17 protein-coding genes are annotated in these 13,914 nt (G+C 66.5%); 8 read left to right on the top strand and 9 right to left on the bottom strand.

The genetic code is table 11. From position 1 onward, the window contains the following. Window positions 1–94: 94 nt before the first annotated feature. Window positions 95–1,099: an NADP-dependent oxidoreductase gene (locus BZF57_RS09815; protein WP_086737279.1), complete on the top strand. Its 1,005-nt coding sequence runs from the start codon at window positions 95–97 to the stop codon at window positions 1,097–1,099. A gap of 66 nt (window positions 1,100–1,165) precedes the next feature. On the opposite strand, the gene mobA is transcribed toward BZF57_RS09815, so the two are convergent. Genes mobA through BZF57_RS09800 form a run of 3 tightly spaced genes read right to left on the bottom strand, consistent with a single transcriptional unit; the run spans window position 1,166 to window position 2,442 of the window. Next, the gene (gene mobA, locus BZF57_RS09810; protein WP_086737277.1) at window positions 1,166–1,693 is read right to left on the bottom strand and encodes a molybdenum cofactor guanylyltransferase; all 528 of its coding nucleotides are present in this window, start codon (window positions 1,691–1,693) and stop codon (window positions 1,166–1,168) included. Further along, the gene (locus BZF57_RS09805) at window positions 1,686–2,027 is read right to left on the bottom strand and encodes a putative quinol monooxygenase (RefSeq protein WP_086737275.1); all 342 of its coding nucleotides are present in this window, start codon (window positions 2,025–2,027) and stop codon (window positions 1,686–1,688) included. The genes mobA and BZF57_RS09805 overlap by 8 nt, the downstream gene beginning before the upstream one ends. Before the next feature lie 4 nt (window positions 2,028–2,031). After that, on the bottom strand, window positions 2,032–2,442 hold the full coding sequence (locus tag BZF57_RS09800; protein ID WP_086737273.1) for a nuclear transport factor 2 family protein: 411 nt from the start codon (window positions 2,440–2,442) through the stop codon (window positions 2,032–2,034). 123 nt (window positions 2,443–2,565) lie between these two features. Here BZF57_RS09800 and BZF57_RS09795 point away from each other — a divergent pair, with 123 nt between their 5' ends. Further along, complete coding sequence (locus BZF57_RS09795) at window positions 2,566–3,375, top strand: SDR family NAD(P)-dependent oxidoreductase (protein WP_169712952.1); 810 nt, start codon at window positions 2,566–2,568, stop codon at window positions 3,373–3,375. A gap of 164 nt (window positions 3,376–3,539) precedes the next feature. On the opposite strand, the gene BZF57_RS09790 is transcribed toward BZF57_RS09795, so the two are convergent. Continuing rightward, window positions 3,540–4,316, bottom strand: coding sequence for an SDR family NAD(P)-dependent oxidoreductase (locus tag BZF57_RS09790; RefSeq protein ID WP_086737268.1), 777 nt, complete (start codon window positions 4,314–4,316; stop codon window positions 3,540–3,542). Window positions 4,317–4,513: 197 nt separating this feature from the next. Between BZF57_RS09790 and BZF57_RS09785 the strand changes: the two genes are divergently transcribed. Then, a complete protein-coding gene (locus tag BZF57_RS09785) occupies window positions 4,514–6,133 on the top strand; it encodes an FAD-dependent oxidoreductase (protein ID WP_206073237.1) in 1,620 nt (539 codons plus the stop codon). A 127-nt stretch (window positions 6,134–6,260) separates the two neighbouring features. Here BZF57_RS09785 and BZF57_RS09780 read toward each other — a convergent pair whose 3' ends face one another. Genes BZF57_RS09780 through BZF57_RS09770 form a run of 3 tightly spaced genes read right to left on the bottom strand, consistent with a single transcriptional unit; the run spans window position 6,261 to window position 9,444 of the window. Further along, a complete protein-coding gene (locus BZF57_RS09780; RefSeq protein WP_086737262.1) occupies window positions 6,261–7,592 on the bottom strand; it encodes an aromatic ring-hydroxylating oxygenase subunit alpha in 1,332 nt (443 codons plus the stop codon). Further along, window positions 7,592–8,857, bottom strand: coding sequence for a cytochrome P450 (locus tag BZF57_RS09775; RefSeq protein WP_086737260.1), 1,266 nt, complete (start codon window positions 8,855–8,857; stop codon window positions 7,592–7,594). Before BZF57_RS09775 ends, BZF57_RS09780 begins: the two co-directional genes overlap by 1 nt. Next, window positions 8,857–9,444 carry a carboxymuconolactone decarboxylase family protein gene (locus BZF57_RS09770; RefSeq protein ID WP_086737257.1) on the bottom strand — a complete coding sequence of 196 codons (588 nt, stop codon included), beginning with the start codon at window positions 9,442–9,444 and terminating at the stop codon, window positions 8,857–8,859. Before BZF57_RS09770 ends, BZF57_RS09775 begins: the two co-directional genes overlap by 1 nt. 151 nt (window positions 9,445–9,595) lie before the next feature. On the opposite strand from BZF57_RS09770, the gene BZF57_RS09765 reads away from it, so the two are divergent. From BZF57_RS09765 to BZF57_RS09755, 3 genes are read left to right on the top strand one after another with little or no spacing between them, the layout of a single operon-like run. After that, window positions 9,596–10,882: a cytochrome P450 gene (locus BZF57_RS09765; RefSeq protein ID WP_240505936.1), complete on the top strand. Its 1,287-nt coding sequence runs from the start codon at window positions 9,596–9,598 to the stop codon at window positions 10,880–10,882. Next, entirely contained in the window at window positions 10,882–11,283 is a 402-nt protein-coding gene (locus tag BZF57_RS09760; protein ID WP_086737252.1) for a putative quinol monooxygenase, read from the top strand. The genes BZF57_RS09765 and BZF57_RS09760 overlap by 1 nt, the downstream gene beginning before the upstream one ends. Beyond that, window positions 11,280–11,801, top strand: coding sequence for a nuclear transport factor 2 family protein (locus BZF57_RS09755; protein WP_162290987.1), 522 nt, complete (start codon window positions 11,280–11,282; stop codon window positions 11,799–11,801). Before BZF57_RS09760 ends, BZF57_RS09755 begins: the two co-directional genes overlap by 4 nt. 114 nt (window positions 11,802–11,915) lie before the next feature. Here BZF57_RS09755 and BZF57_RS21235 read toward each other — a convergent pair whose 3' ends face one another. Further along, window positions 11,916–12,269, bottom strand: coding sequence for a nuclear transport factor 2 family protein (locus BZF57_RS21235; protein WP_162290986.1), 354 nt, complete (start codon window positions 12,267–12,269; stop codon window positions 11,916–11,918). A gap of 121 nt (window positions 12,270–12,390) precedes the next feature. Between BZF57_RS21235 and BZF57_RS09745 the strand changes: the two genes are divergently transcribed. Further along, the gene (locus BZF57_RS09745; protein WP_162290985.1) at window positions 12,391–12,924 is read left to right on the top strand and encodes a carboxymuconolactone decarboxylase family protein; all 534 of its coding nucleotides are present in this window, start codon (window positions 12,391–12,393) and stop codon (window positions 12,922–12,924) included. Continuing rightward, the gene (locus BZF57_RS09740; protein WP_086737244.1) at window positions 12,921–13,286 is read left to right on the top strand and encodes a hypothetical protein; all 366 of its coding nucleotides are present in this window, start codon (window positions 12,921–12,923) and stop codon (window positions 13,284–13,286) included. Before BZF57_RS09745 ends, BZF57_RS09740 begins: the two co-directional genes overlap by 4 nt. A 96-nt stretch (window positions 13,287–13,382) precedes the next feature. On the opposite strand, the gene BZF57_RS09735 is transcribed toward BZF57_RS09740, so the two are convergent. Further along, complete coding sequence (locus BZF57_RS09735) at window positions 13,383–13,913, bottom strand: VOC family protein (protein ID WP_240505935.1); 531 nt, start codon at window positions 13,911–13,913, stop codon at window positions 13,383–13,385. Window position 13,914 lies beyond the last annotated feature (1 nt).

Genomic DNA, 13,914 nt, shown 5'->3' with positions numbered 1-13,914 from the left:
TACCACAGGGGTGGGCGCGCTCGACTGACACTTTTGTCCGTGGAGAGGCGCGCGGTGCGCCCGCAATAGGGCAATAAACCAAGGAGATTGCCCGATGCCCACCACCACCCGCCAATGGCTCCTCAACGGACACCCGCGCGGCCGCGGGATCGAGATCGACAATGATTTCAAGCTCGTCACCACCGAGCTGCCCGATCCCGGCCCCGGCGAGATTCTGCTCAAGACGCATTATCTCGGCTTTGATCCGGCGCAGAAGGGCTGGATGGAGAACATCGCCGACTACGTCGCCCCCATGAACATCGGTGACGTGATGCGCGGCAGCGGGATCGCCGAGGTGGTCGCCTCCAACGGCGGGCGTTTCGCGGTCGGCGATCTGGTGTTCGGCACCACCGGCTGGACCGAATATCTCGTCACCGATGGCAAGGAACTGACCAAGGTCGAGACCGAGATTTCGTCCACCGCCGTGCTCTCGGTGCTGGGGACGACGGGGCTGACGGCCTATTGCGGGCTGTTCAAGGTCGGCAAGCCTGTGGCGGGCGACACCGTGCTGGTCAGCGGCGCGGCGGGCGCGACGGGGAGCATCGTCGGCCAGCTTGCGAAGATCGCCGGGTGCCGCGTGGTCGGCATCGCGGGCGGACAGGACAAGTGCGATTGGCTCGTCAAGGAAGCGGGCTATGACGCCGCGATCGATTACAAGGCGGGCCGCGTGAAGGAGCAGATCCGCGAACTCTGCCCGCGCGGCGTGGACGTCATCTACGACAACGTGGGCGGCAAGATTCTCAACGACATGCTCGCCTGTATCGCCACCGGCGCGCGGGTGGTGATCTGCGGCGGGATCAGCCGCTACGAGACGGGCACGCTGCCTGCGGGGCCGGAGAACTACTTCAACCTCGTCTTCCGGCGCGGGACGATGGCGGGCTTCATCGTGCTCGACTGGGCGAGCGAATTCCCCGGCATCCGCAAGCGGCTCGAGGGCTTCGTCAAGGATGGCTCGCTGAAGTATCAGGAGGACATCCAGCACGGCTTCGAGAATGCGCCTGCGACCTTGCAGCGGCTGTTCACGGGGCAGAACCGCGGGAAGCAGATGCTGAAGCTGTAAGGGCAAGGGCCCACCCCCAGCCCCTCCCGCAAGCGGGAGGGGAGCGAGACTTGGCGGCTTTGCCGCCTAGTCGCAGCGGGGTGGGCCGAGATCCTCGGGAAAATTGACGTTCATCAGCGGGGCGGACAGCTCCACCCGCCGCGCGCCGACGTGGCCGGCGAAGCGGTAGAGCGACCTGCCGCCGCCGGCGAGAAACGCCTCGAGCACTGGCCCGGCTTCCACCGGCCAGAGTCCCACCACCGGCTGGTTTCCGATGATGGCCGAGCCGTCGCCTGCCAGCAGGCTTGCAATATCCCGAGGCAAATCAGGTACATCCACCCCTGCCGACAGCACCTGGCCGAACCCCTGCTCCCCCGCATGGCGCAATGCCGCCGCGAGGCCGCCGAGGGGGCCAAGACCCGTCTCCGGCCAATCGGGGATGCAGGTGAATCCCGGCTCCTCGCGCCCGCACACCACCACGCTCTGGCACTGGGCGGAGAGCGCGCTCGCCACCCGGTCGATCAGCCGCGCGCCTTCATAGAGCGCTTGCGCCTTGTCGCTGCCGAAGCGGCGCGCCTGTCCGCCGGCGAGGATGGCGCCCAGGAGCCTAGTCAAAGGCTTCCGTGGCGTTGCCCTCGGCATTGTAGACCGGGCCTTCCGCATCGACGCGGTACTTCTTGCTGACCGCGCCCGTGATCCCGAACTTGCCGATGTGATCGCGCATCCCCGTGTAGGCAGGGTCGCGGAAATGCGCGGCGAGGGCCTCCTCGCTTTCCCACTCCTCGAACACGTTGACCCGCGCGGGGTTCATCGAACAGGCGCTCCAGTCGTAGTGGATGCAGCCTGCCTCGGCGAGCGCGGCTTCGATGTGCGGGCGGGCGGTGCGCAGGGCTTCCTCGCGCTGGGCGGGGTCGAGATCGATCTGCGCGGAAATCAGGATTTTAGCCATGTTTTCAGCCCTCCACACCGAATTCGGCGATAATGCGGAAGGTGCGGCTGGTAAAGCGCCACTGCCCGTCGATCTTCGCCAGGGTGTCTTCATAGAGCCCGCCGACACGGCGCGCTTTCCCGTCTTTCGGCTTCAGGATTTCCTGCGTCTGGACGCGGGATTTCGCTGTGTTTCCGGTGACTTCGATCATGCAGGGGACGCAGTGGAAGCTCACCGCCTCCAGCCCCGACATGGCCCCGTTCCAGAAGGCGACGATCGCCTCCTTGCCGTGGGTCTGGTGGCCCATCAGGTCCCAGTCTGCGTCGTCTGCCCACACGCTTGCCCAGGTGTCGGCGTCGATCCGCACCACGCCATCGGCATAGGTGCCATTGAGTTCATGGATCGCCACGCGATCCTCGAGGGGTCCTGTGAACATTGCTCTCTCCCTTGTTGGAAGCGGCTATCGGCCCCGAGGGACCGCGCCGACAATGCCCACTTTTGGGAAGGGTGAGGGGGCCCGCGCGCGTGTTACTCCGATGCCCGAGAGAGGAGACACGTCATGGGACAATTGGAGGGCAAGACCGCCGTCATTCTGGGCGCCGCGTCGGAGGGGAACATGGGCCAGACCATCGCCCGGCTGTTCGCGAAGGAGGGTGCGAGGGTCATGGTCGCGGGCCGCAAGGAGGGGCCGCTCGCCGCGCTAGCCGCTGAAATCGCAGGCGAATATGCGCTGTGCGACATCGCGAAGAAGCCCGAGGTCAATGCGATGGCCGACAAGGCGGCGGCGACTTTCGGGCGGGTCGATATCGCCATCAACACCACCGGCTGGGGCCTGCTCGCCAGCCTCGAGGAGATCACCGACGAACAGCTCGACCAGATCGTCGATCTCCAGTTCAAGGGTGTGCATCATTTTCTTCAGGCTTTCGTGAGGGTTATGAGTGCACAGCAGCCGACTGGCGGCTCGCTCATCAGCCTGTCCTCGGCGACCACCAAGGCGATCATCACCAACCACGCCGCCTATATCGGCACCAAGCGCGGCAGCGAGGCGCTGATCGAATGCGTCGCCAATGATTACGGGCACTTGGGGATCAAGGCCAACACGGTCTCGCCCGCCTTCACCGACAGCCCGATGACCCACGAGAGCTTCCAGGTGCCGGGCCTGACCGACGCATTTCTTCCGCGTTATCCGATGGGTAGGCTCAATACGGTTGACGATGTGGCCCATGCCTGCCTGTGGCTCTCGACCGATCAGGCCTATGTGACGGGCGCGAATATCCAGCCCAACGGGGGCCTCATCATGCGCGGCAATCCGCAGGCCCATGATGTGGCGGCGGCGGTCGGAGCGGCGATGGCGAAGTTGCAGGGCTGACACCAACGGGACGCGGCTGTTTCACGTGAAACAGCCGCGCGAGGCCCCCGCAAGACCGCGCTGGAGGGGGTCTGGAGGGGGTCTGGCGCGCGCTGGGCGGGGTCTGGCACGCGCTGGCGGGGTGCGAGCGGGGTGCTGGAACGCTACCCCCCCCTGCGAGCGCCTCAATACTGCGCCGTGCCCCCGTCCACGCTGATTTGCTGGCCGGTGATCCCCGCGCCCGCCTCGCTCGCGAGCAGCACCGCCACCGCGGCCACTTCCTCGACCGTGTTCGGCCGCTTGATCGCCGAATCCGCCGCGAACATCGCGATCATCTCGTCGAGCTCCATCCCCATCGCCTTCGCGGTGGCGGGGCCGTTGTTCTTGATGATGTCGGTGATGACGATGCCGGGGCAGATCGCGTTGACCGTCACGCCCGCCGCGCCGACTTCGCGCGCGAGGCTCTTGGTCATGCCGTTCACCGCGTGCTTGGCGGCGGAGTAGGCCGTCAGCACCGCCTTGCCGTGCTTGCCCTCCATCGAGGAGATGTTGATCACCCGGCCATGGCCCTTGCCGAGCATCGTCGGCAGCGCGCGGCGGGTCGCCCAGAAGGTCGAATAGACGTTCCACTTCATCGCCTCGTCGAAGGCGTGGTCGGACAGGTTGACGAGCGGCTGCAAGTCGCCCGCGCCACCCGCATTGTTCACGAGAATGTCGAGCGTGCCGAAATGCGCGATCACGTGGTCGACGAAGCCTTCGAGATCGCCCTGCGCCATCACGTCGCCCGCCACGAAGATCGCGCGATCACCGACCCCGAGTTCCTCGAGCACCTTCGCGCCCTTCTCGGCATTGCGCGCGAACAGCGCGACGCTGGCGCCCTCGGCCAGAAACGCCTCGGCGATCCCGCGCCCCATGCCCGCCGTGCCCCCGGTGATCGCGGCGATTTTTCCTGCGAGTTTCATGTGTTCCGTCCTCTCTCGTCGTTGCGAGCGTAGCGAAGCAATCCATGGACCGAAGCGCGCAATCGCGGAGGGCGGGTCATGGATTGCCGCGTCGCCTGCGGCTCCTCGCAATGACGAATAGGGGGAACCGCAGGGCGAGGCACCTTGCCAAAATGACGGGTTGCCGCCCCGTGCCCGGAAGGCGTCTAACCGCCGGCATGGGAGAGGTGGACGTCATCATTCTGGGAACGGGCGCGGCCGGGATGGCGGCGGCGCTTGCGGCACACGAGGCGGGCGCGAAAGTCGCGCTGGTCGAGCGCTGGGACCGCATCGGCGGCACCTCGGCGATTTCGGGCGGGGTGATCTGGGTCGCCGACAACCCGCGGATGCGCGCGGCCGGGATGGAGGACAGCCGCGAGGATGCGCTCGCCTATTTCCGCAGTCTCGATCACGGCGATCTGGTTGACGAGACGCTCGAGGCCTTCGTGGACCGGGGGCCGGAGGCGCTGGCCTTTCTGGAAGGGGCGGGGGCGCTCAGCGTGTCGGTGCTGCCGGGCTATCCCGACTATTACCTCGACCGTCCCGGTGCGAAGCCCGAGGGTAGCCGCGCGCTCGACCATGACCTGTTTGCCTTGGGCGACCTCGGCGAGTGGGCCGCGCGGATCTACGCGATCGAGGAGCCCAAGCCGTTGATGCTGCGCGAAACGCCCTTGGGCGGAGCGACCGCGCTGCCGCCGCTCGAGGTGCTGGGCGAGCGCATGGCCGCGCGGCAATGCGGCTTCGGACAGGCGATGGTGGCGCGATTGCTCAAGGCCTGCCTCACGCGCGGGATCGAGCCGGTGCTCGGGGTGGAAACGCGGCGGCTGGTGAAGGATGGCGAGCGGATCACCGGGATCGAGGGCGAGAAGGACGGCGCGCCTTTCGCCCTCTCGGCAAGGCGCGGGGTGATCATCACCACCGGCGGGTTCGAGTGGGACAGCGAGCTGCGCCAGACCTTCCTGCGCGGCCCCGTCACCGCGCCAGCCAGCCCGCCCACGGGAACCGGCGGCGGCCTCAAGCTGGCGATGGCGGCGGGCGCGAAGCTCGGCAACATGACGAGCGCATGGTGGGCGCCGACCCTCGTCACCCCCGACGCCCCCTGGGCGAGCGGGGAGCCACGCGCGCAGATCATCCTGATCGAGCGCACCGTGCCGCACGCGATCATGGTCAACCGGAGCGCCAAGCGCTTCTGCAACGAAGCGGCGAATTACTCGGCTCTGGGCGGGGTGTTTCACCGCTTCGATCCGGCCACCTACGATTACGAGAACCTCCCCGCGTGGCTGATCTTCGACGCGCAATATGCCGCGCGCTATCCGCTGGGCACGCGCCAGCCGGGCCAGCCGATGCCGGAGTGGGTGATGCGGGCGGAGACATTGGAGGGGCTGGCGGAGGCAATCGGTCTCGACCCGGCCGCGCTGACCGAGACGGTCGCGCGCTTCAACGCCCATGCCGACGAAGGCCATGATCCCGATTTCGGGCGCGGGACGAGCGCCTATGACCACTTCTACGGCGACCGTTCTCGCGAAGGCGCGGCCGTAACCTTGGGAGCGATCCGCGAGGCGCCCTTCTATGCGGTGGAGATCAGCTCGGGCCTGCTCGGCACGAATGGCGGACCGAGGACAGACGGACAGGCGCGCATCCTCGGCCATGACGGGGCACCGATTCCGGGCTTGCTGGGCGCGGGCAATGCCATCGCCTGCCCGACCGGCGGGATTTATGCGGGCGCGGGCGGGACGCTGGGGCCGGCGCTGACCTTCGGCTATATCGCGGGGCGCACGGCGGCTTTGGCGAATGCATAGCTCGTCATTGCGAGCGTAGCGAAGCAATCCATGAACCGAGCGCAGCGGCATCCACGCCGGTTGTCCTTTCGTCCAGCCTCGGACCATGGATTGCCGCGTCGCCTGCGGCTCCTCGCAAGACGAAGAACTAAATCCCCAACCACCGATCGATCATATCGTGGAAGAACCGCACCCGCGCCTCCTGCCCCGCCAGATGCCCGCCCTTGTAACCGCGCGAGCGCAGGCCCTTCTGCTGCTCGCTCCAGATGCTCACGTCCTGATCGATGCCGGGGCCGCAGGAGAGCTCGCCCACGACCCCGCGTTGGTGCGGCACCGGGACCGTGCGGTCGACCTCCTGCCCCATCGAATAGGCGTAGTAGCGCTCCTGCCCTTCGGGGAACCAGGTGAAGTACCACATGTCGAAGAAGCACCGCTCGGGGTCGGTCGGGTGCGGGTCGGCGCGCAGCCAGATGCAGCCGTCGGGCTTGAGGCTGAAGCTGATGTTGGGGAAGATTGTGTAGTGGAAGTGGTCGGTCAGCTGGGCATCGTGGAAGTGGCTGAAGTCGTAGCCCTTCTCGGCGCCTTTCGCGCGCTTGGCCTGCTGGAGCGCCTCGCGGGTCCGCAGTGGATCATCGCGGAAGTCCTCGGGGTCGAGGCCCCAGTAGGTGAGTTCGGTGCGCATCATGTCGAGCACGGTGTCGGTGTGGCCCCGAAGCGAGCGTGACGGCCGCGAGCCCGGCATGAACATCCGCGCATGGCCGTGGGGGGCGTAGAGGTCGAACTGGCAGTCCTTGTAGCTCTGCTCCATCACGAAGCGCGTCTGCGGGTGGACGAAGGGCAGGTGGTAGGACTCGTTGAAATTGTCCTGCACGCACTTCCAGTTCCAGTCGCCCTCGAGCGTGACCCAATGGGTGCGGTGCATCGCCTCCATGTTGTAGAGCGCAAGCTGCGGGCCGACGGGGCCGAGGTGATCGGCGAGCGGCGTCGCTTGCGGGTCGAGATTAACCCAGACGAAGCCCGCGAACACCTCGCACCGCACCTCCTCAAGCCTGACTTTCCCGCATGGCGAGCCGCCCGCGAAATCCTCGGGGCAGGGGACGAAATTCAATTCGCCCTCCGGGGTGAAGCGCCAGCCGTGGTAGGAACAGGCGAGGCGCTTGGAGTGACCCTCTTCCTCCATGACGAGGCGTTTCCCGCGGTGCGGGCAGACGTTGTAGAAGGCGCGCACGACGCCATCCTCGCCGCGGGTGACGAGGATGCTCTCGCGGCCGATGTCGTAGGTGAAGAAGTCCCCCGGCTTGGCGACTTGGGAGGCGAGGCCACCGATCAGCCATGCCTTGGTCCAGATGCCGTCCCACTCGCGGTCCATGAAGTCGCGTGACCAGTAGCGGCTGCCATCGATCGGTCGGTCCGACAGCGCGGGCATGGGCTGCGGGGTGACGTCGATCCGCTGGGGGGCGGGTTTGAGGAGCGTCGCCATCAGCGCTTCCTCGGCTGGAAGGTGATGTTGAGCTGCTTCAGCGAGCGCAGCAGGAAGTGCGGGTGGTAGCTGAAGTCGTTCTCGCCTTCGGCAAAGTCCATGTCCTCGAACCGGTCGACCACCGCCTGAAAGCCCCAGGTCAGCTCGCGCCGGGCGAGCGGTGCGCCCAAGCAATGGTGCGTGCCCGAGCCGAAGGCCATGTGTGCGCCTGCCTTGGGCCGGTCGAGGTCAAGCTTCTCGGGGCATTCGAAGAAGCGTTCATCCCGGTTCGCCGCGCCGTATCGGACATTGACGACCGAACCTGCGGGGATCGTCACCCCGTCCAGTTCCACATCCTTGTGGGTGAAGCGCATCAGCGATTGCACCGGGCTTTCGAGCCGCAGCACCTCCTCGACGAAGTTGCGCATGTAGCGCTCGGGATCGGACTTGAGCTTCGCCCAGACGTCCTTGTTCTCGATCAGCAGCTTCATCCCCGCCGCGAGCGCGTTGGTGGTGGTTTCCGAGCCGCCGACGAAGGTGTCGGCCATCATCTCGGCGTGGAGCTCCTCGTCATTGAGCGGACGGCCCCAGCCTTCGATCACGGTGTTGACCAGCACGGAGATCAGCGAGCCATCCGGCTCCTCGCGCAGGCGTTCGAAGATCGGCTGGAAGTAGTGCTGCGCCTCGATCTCGCGGTCGACCATCTCCAGATGCTTGTCCTCGGGCAGCATCAGCGAGATGCGGTGGAAGAAGGCGTCGGTCCAGCCCTTGATCCGCCACATGTCCTCGCGCTTTGCGCCCATTTGCTCGCCGATGATGAAGAGGGGGAGGGGCACGCAGAACTGGCGCACCCAGTCGCACTTACCGTCAGCGATAAATTCATCGATCAGTTCATAAGCGAGGGTTTTGACGCGCGGGTCGATTTCCTTGATGCGGCTAGGCTTGAACGCCTCGTTGAACATCGCGCGCATCTGTTTGTGGTTCGGATCGTCGCGCCCGGCGAGGGTGGGGGCGGGGAGCCAACCCTTCTCGCGGAACCGCTCGGCGACCTTGCGCCCGCGCTCCATATCGACGGGCGAGGCGCGCATCAGCTCGCTCAGCGCGGTCGAGGGGAAACGCTGCGGATCCATCAGCACCTCGCGCACATGGTCATAGCGGCTGACGACGTAGATCTGCGTGCCGGGGATGTTGTAGACCGGGGCCTCGTCGCGCAGGGTCTTGTAGGCATCGTAGGGGCACTGCTGGAGCGCGGGGTCGAAGAGGTTGATCTGGGGCTGGCTGTTCATCAGCGCACCTCGATCTTGTCGGCACCCCACGGGGCGATGGTCTCGGCGGTCTTGAACGCCTCGGGCAGTTCCTCGACCATGTGATAGGTCGCCGCCAGCCGCCCGAAGCCGACGAAGAAGGCGACCGTCATGCCGAGCTCCACGATCTGCGCTTCGGTGAAGTGCTGCCGCAGGTCGGCATAGACCGCGTCATTGATCGCAAGGTGATCGGTCGCCATCAGCTCGCCGTAACGGATCGCGGCTTTCTCCGCCGCCGTGAGGTTCTCTGCCTCCTGCGGGCGCTCCAATGAGCACACCAGCCCTTCGGTCACCCCGTCCGCCACCGCGTCCGAATAGCGGATCGCCATGCAGCTGCGGCACTGGTTGAAGAAGGCAACCCTTAGCCGCACCAGCTCCACCAGCCGTTCGGGCAGGGAGCGATTGCGCTTCAGCGCCCCGCCGAAGCCCATCAGCCCCAGTGCTTGCTCCGGACAATGGGCGAAGTAGCGGGTGAGGCCCTGCTCCAGATCGGTGAGATTGTCCGGCTGGATCGCGGCGACTAGGCGCGCGTCCCACTGGTCAGGGGGAAGCTTCTCGATACGGCTCACAGGTCTCTCTCCCCTTTCGGCACTGGCATTTTCGCCCGTTTCCGTAGGGTCGAGGCTGGGGGACAACCCCCGCATCAGCAATTGGCGGATTCGCTAAGCGAGGCGCCCCGCAACGGGAGAGGCGGATTTGCAGGCGGAAGCACCCCGCACCTTGGCCGATGTCGACCTGTTCGCTCCGGGCGCGCAGGAGCATTGGTACGCGGCCTATGCGATCCTGCACGAGGAGGCCCCCGTCCAGCGCCTTCCCGGCGAGGGGCTGACCCCGGGCACCGATGCCTTCGTCCTCACCAAGTACGAGGATGTGCGCCGCGTGGTGATGGACTGGGACCGCTTCCCGCCCACGCTCTCGCTGCTTGTTGCGCATATCTTGGCTTCGGGCGAGATGCCGAGCCACATCCCCGATATCGACGCGATGGTGGCGAGCATCGTCTCGCTGCGCCCTGATCCCGAGCTGTGGCGCGCGCATCGCAAGGAGCTGACCGATCCGTGGGTCGGTCCCGGCTGCACGCGCCATGCCGGGATGATCGCGGGGCATGTCGATGACCTGGTCGCAGGGCTGCTGGCGAAGGCCCGCGCGGGCGAGCCGGTTGATTTCGTCGCAGATTTCGCCCGGCCCCTGCCGCAGCGGGTGATGGCGAGCGTGCTGGGCTTCCCGCAGGAGGACATCCCGCGCCTCGAGCAATGGGGCAATGCGCAGGTCATGTCCTACGTGATCGGGACGACCCACAAGAACATCCTCACGCCTGAGCAGTCTGCGGAAAAATTCCGGCTGCTGGCGGGGATGAAGGAATATGTGGCGGAGCAGACGCGGCAGAAACGCGCCCGCCCGCAGGACGACATGGTGAGCTTCCTCACGCAGGTCGAATATCAAGCCTTGGGCCGCAAGCTCACCGACGACGAGATCAACGGCGTGGTCTACGCGATGGTGATCGGCGGGCTGGAGACGACGCAATATGCGCTGGCGGAGCAGGCACAATTGCTGTGCGAGCGGCCGGGGATGTTCGCCACATTGCGCGGGGATCGCAGCGCGATCCGCACCTTCATCGAGGAAGGGATGCGGCTGCGCTCCCCCACGCAGGGGCTCTCGACCCGCATCTGCGCGCGCGACGAGGTGTTTCAGGGCGTCGAGGTCCCCGCCGGCTCGATGCTCCACCTGAGGTGGGCGGCCGCCAATATCGACGCCGACGAATTCGAGGACCCGCTCGACCTCAAGCTGGATCGGAAGGCCGCGACCCGCCACCTCGCCTTCAGCCAGGGCCCGCGCTCGTGCCCCGGCTCCAATATCTCGCGATTGGAACAGATGATCGCGTGGGAGAAGCTCTGCGATGCCTTCGCCGACCTGACCTACGCGCCGGGCAACGACTTCCGCCATCAGGGCGGAATCATGCTCGGCATCTACCGGCTGCTCTTGAACCTGACACCCACGGAGACACCCTGATGGCCAGCCTGCTCGCGCACATCAAGATCCAGCCCGGCAAGGAGGATAAGTGGGAGGCGATCATGCGCGACATGGTCCACCACACCTTCGGCACAGAGGAAGGCGTGATCCGCTACGAATACTGGAAGGGGCAGGAGCCGCTTTCGTACTACTGCCTGCTGAGCTTCAGGGACAAGTGGGCCTTCTACCACCACCAGATGAGCGACCATCACGAAGGCCACGATTTCGCAGACGTGCTGGCGGGGATCACGCTCGAATACATCGATCCGGTCGAAGGCGCGGGGGGAGGGCTGCCGCATACGAGCGATCCGGCGCTCCCTGAGGATGCGAGCGAGGCGATGAAGACCGCGCAGGAGCGCTTCCCGCTCTCCATCCCCGCATGGTGGGGGGCGCGCGCATGAACCTCGAAGCCAAGGTGCAGGAGCTGCTCGACCGGCAGGCGATCCATGATCTCATCGCGCGCTATTCGCGCACATTGGACTGGCTTGACGACGAGGGGCAGGCGGGGTGCTACTGGCCCGACGCGGCGATCGACTATGGCTTCTTCACTGGCACCGCGGCGGAGTTCGTGCCGGTGGTGATGGCCGTGGAACGCTCCACGGGCCGCCGCTGGCACATGCTCGCGCCGCTGTCGGTGAAGCTCACCAGCGCGACCACGGCGGAGGGCGAGTGCTACGGCGTCGCGCTCGGCTTCCGGCGGGAGGACGAGAGCGAGCCCTACAAGGGCAACATGTATGGCGGGCGCTATCTCGACACCTACGAGAAGCGCGGCGACGAGTGGCGTATCGCCAGCCGCCGCTACATCATGGACTGGACCATGCCGATGCCCGACCAGCCCGACGCCTCGCCCAACGCGGCGTTTCCGTTGCCGATGCTCGATCTGAGGGAGAGCGGGCACCCGGATTACCGAGCGATGTGATGCATACCTTCGTCATTGCGAGGCCGAAGGCCGCGGCAACCCATGGACCGACCGCTTGCCGCACGCTCAGGTCATGGGTTACTTCGTCGCTACGCTCCTCGCAATGACGAGGAATTACTCTGCCGCCGGGTCCATATAATCGCGGTAATAGGTGAGCTTGCCGCCCTCGACCTTGTAGATGCCGCAGCCGCCGCGCGGGGCGTGGCCTTCCATGTGCATCGTCCAGCGCGCCCAGGCAGCGTGATCGTCACCGCAGATTTCGTCCACGGTGAAGTGGACCTTGCGGTCGCCCATCTCCTTCACCATCGTCGTCATGAAGCCCATGATCGCCTCGCGCCCGCGGTATTGCCCCCAGATCGGGTCTTCGAGGAAGGCGTCTTCAGCGAAGAGATCTACCAGCTTGGTGTAGTCGCCGCTGTCCTGGATGCGCCAGAAGTCCTCGATCACGCGCTGTGCTTGGCCGGGCATGGGTCTCTCCCTCGATGTTTCGCGCAATCTGCCACGCGCGCCCGCGCGCCCGCCCCTGCGAAAATGGCGAGGGTTGCGTAGCGGCACCCTGCGGTATCCTCGCGGCCAAAGGAGAGGCACCATGTCGACCATCCCCCGCGTATCATCCGCGATTGCCGGAGAGCCGCCGCATTTCGGCTCGGTGCTCGCCCACCAGCCAGCCATCGCCGAGAGCTTCTTCGCGCTCTATGGCCGGTTCTGGGGCTCCGATGTGCTCTCGGCGCGGATCAAGGAGGTCGCGCGGATGAGGAACGCGCGCGTCACGGAGTGTGGCTTCTGCCGCAACGTCCGCTTCGACAAGGCGCTGGGGCAGGGCCTCGGCGAGGAGGTGGTGGATGACATCACCGACGGCTACGAGACCAGCGCAAAGCTCACCGATGCCGAGAAGGCCGCGCTGAAGTTCACCGACGCGCTGATCCACGATCCCGAATTGCTGAACGGCGATGCGCGCGCGGCCTTGCAGCGCCACCTGACGCCGGCGCAGATCGCCGAGCTCGGCCTCGGGGTGACGCTGTTCCTCGCGCTAGCCAAGGCGCTGATCACCATGGGGCTGGAGCCGGAACAGATGGACCGCACCGTGCTGCCGACCCCTGCGGTGCTGGAGGCGGCGGAATGAGCGCCGTCTGCGCCGCGCTGGCCGCCGATCCGGTGCTCGCCAGCCACTACGCCGATTTCTCCGCGAAGACCGAAGCCGCGCTCGACCCCGCGCTGGTAGCGCTGGTGCGGCAGGCGGTGGCGGCAGTTCACGGCATGGGCGCCGCGCCCGACGAGAGCGGCCTCGACGCAGGCACCCGCACGGTGCTCGCCTATGCCCGCCGGATGCCGTTCGAGCACACGGCGATCAGCGATGCCGAGGCCGCGGCGGTTGTGGCGCATCTTGGCGAGGCGGGTTTTGTGGCGTTCTCGGTGCTCGCCGCGCTCGCCGATGCCGAGTGCCGCGCTGCGCTGGTGGATTTGCCTCGGTTGGCGGGAGTTTGATTTTTTTCTCCCCTCCCCGGGCTTGACCCGGGGCCCAGCTTCCTTTGTCGCCCGAAGAGAGCGGGGCCCCGAGTCAAGCCCTGGGAGGGGTAAAGGCTAACCCAACTCCCGCACCAGATCGCGCCCGTCCCAGCCTTGCGCGGCCTTGGCGACCATATCGTAGAACCCCGTCAGCAGCGGCGTCGGCTCGTAGAGTTCGAACATGTGCCCGAAGCTCGGCCGCGCATCGACGAAGGCGAAAGCCGTGCCGCCCTCGGTCACCGAGAGCTGTTCGAGCGGCATCCCGTCGGCGGTGAACCGTCCGATCGCGACAGCCAGGTCGTCGACGAACAGCGCGGCGTGATGCAGCCCCTCGCGGCCCGAATTCCATGCGAACATCTCATGCAGCGCGGAGGGTTCGGGATTGTGCTGCACCACCAGCTCGACCATCACCCCGCCCCATTGGCCATAGGCGCTCGAATGGTCGAAGGGCTGCTCCACCCCGCGGTGCTGCGAGGAGGCGAGCTTGATGTGCCGCGCGACGAAGAACGGCCCCGATCCGAACTGCCGGTGATGCCGCTTTATCGCCGCCTCAAGGTCGTTCACCTTGTAGGCTAGCTGGCGGACCGGCAGCGCGCCCGGCAGCACC

This window comes from Erythrobacter colymbi, from assembly GCF_002155685.1.
Taxonomy (GTDB): domain Bacteria; phylum Pseudomonadota; class Alphaproteobacteria; order Sphingomonadales; family Sphingomonadaceae; genus Erythrobacter; species Erythrobacter colymbi.
This window is presented reverse-complemented; position numbering and strand designations above follow the sequence as displayed.

Excerpts from the sequence above, each read along its gene's own strand:
- BZF57_RS09815 (WP_086737279.1), top strand. The coding sequence starts at position 95 with ATGCCCACCACCACCCGCCAATGGCTCCTCAACGGACACCCGCGCGGC.
- BZF57_RS09805 (WP_086737275.1), bottom strand. The coding sequence starts at position 2,027 with ATGGCTAAAATCCTGATTTCCGCGCAGATCGATCTCGACCCCGCCCAG.
- BZF57_RS09800 (WP_086737273.1), bottom strand. The coding sequence starts at position 2,442 with ATGTTCACAGGACCCCTCGAGGATCGCGTGGCGATCCATGAACTCAAT.
- BZF57_RS09795 (WP_169712952.1), top strand. The coding sequence starts at position 2,566 with ATGGGACAATTGGAGGGCAAGACCGCCGTCATTCTGGGCGCCGCGTCG.
- BZF57_RS09790 (WP_086737268.1), bottom strand. The coding sequence starts at position 4,316 with ATGAAACTCGCAGGAAAAATCGCCGCGATCACCGGGGGCACGGCGGGC.
- BZF57_RS09785 (WP_206073237.1), top strand. The coding sequence starts at position 4,514 with ATGGGAGAGGTGGACGTCATCATTCTGGGAACGGGCGCGGCCGGGATG.
- BZF57_RS09780 (WP_086737262.1), bottom strand. The coding sequence starts at position 7,592 with ATGGCGACGCTCCTCAAACCCGCCCCCCAGCGGATCGACGTCACCCCG.
- BZF57_RS09775 (WP_086737260.1), bottom strand. The coding sequence starts at position 8,857 with ATGAACAGCCAGCCCCAGATCAACCTCTTCGACCCCGCGCTCCAGCAG.
- BZF57_RS09760 (WP_086737252.1), top strand. The coding sequence starts at position 10,882 with ATGGCCAGCCTGCTCGCGCACATCAAGATCCAGCCCGGCAAGGAGGAT.
- BZF57_RS09755 (WP_162290987.1), top strand. The coding sequence starts at position 11,280 with ATGAACCTCGAAGCCAAGGTGCAGGAGCTGCTCGACCGGCAGGCGATC.
- BZF57_RS21235 (WP_162290986.1), bottom strand. The coding sequence starts at position 12,269 with ATGCCCGGCCAAGCACAGCGCGTGATCGAGGACTTCTGGCGCATCCAG.
- BZF57_RS09745 (WP_162290985.1), top strand. The coding sequence starts at position 12,391 with ATGTCGACCATCCCCCGCGTATCATCCGCGATTGCCGGAGAGCCGCCG.
- BZF57_RS09740 (WP_086737244.1), top strand. The coding sequence starts at position 12,921 with ATGAGCGCCGTCTGCGCCGCGCTGGCCGCCGATCCGGTGCTCGCCAGC.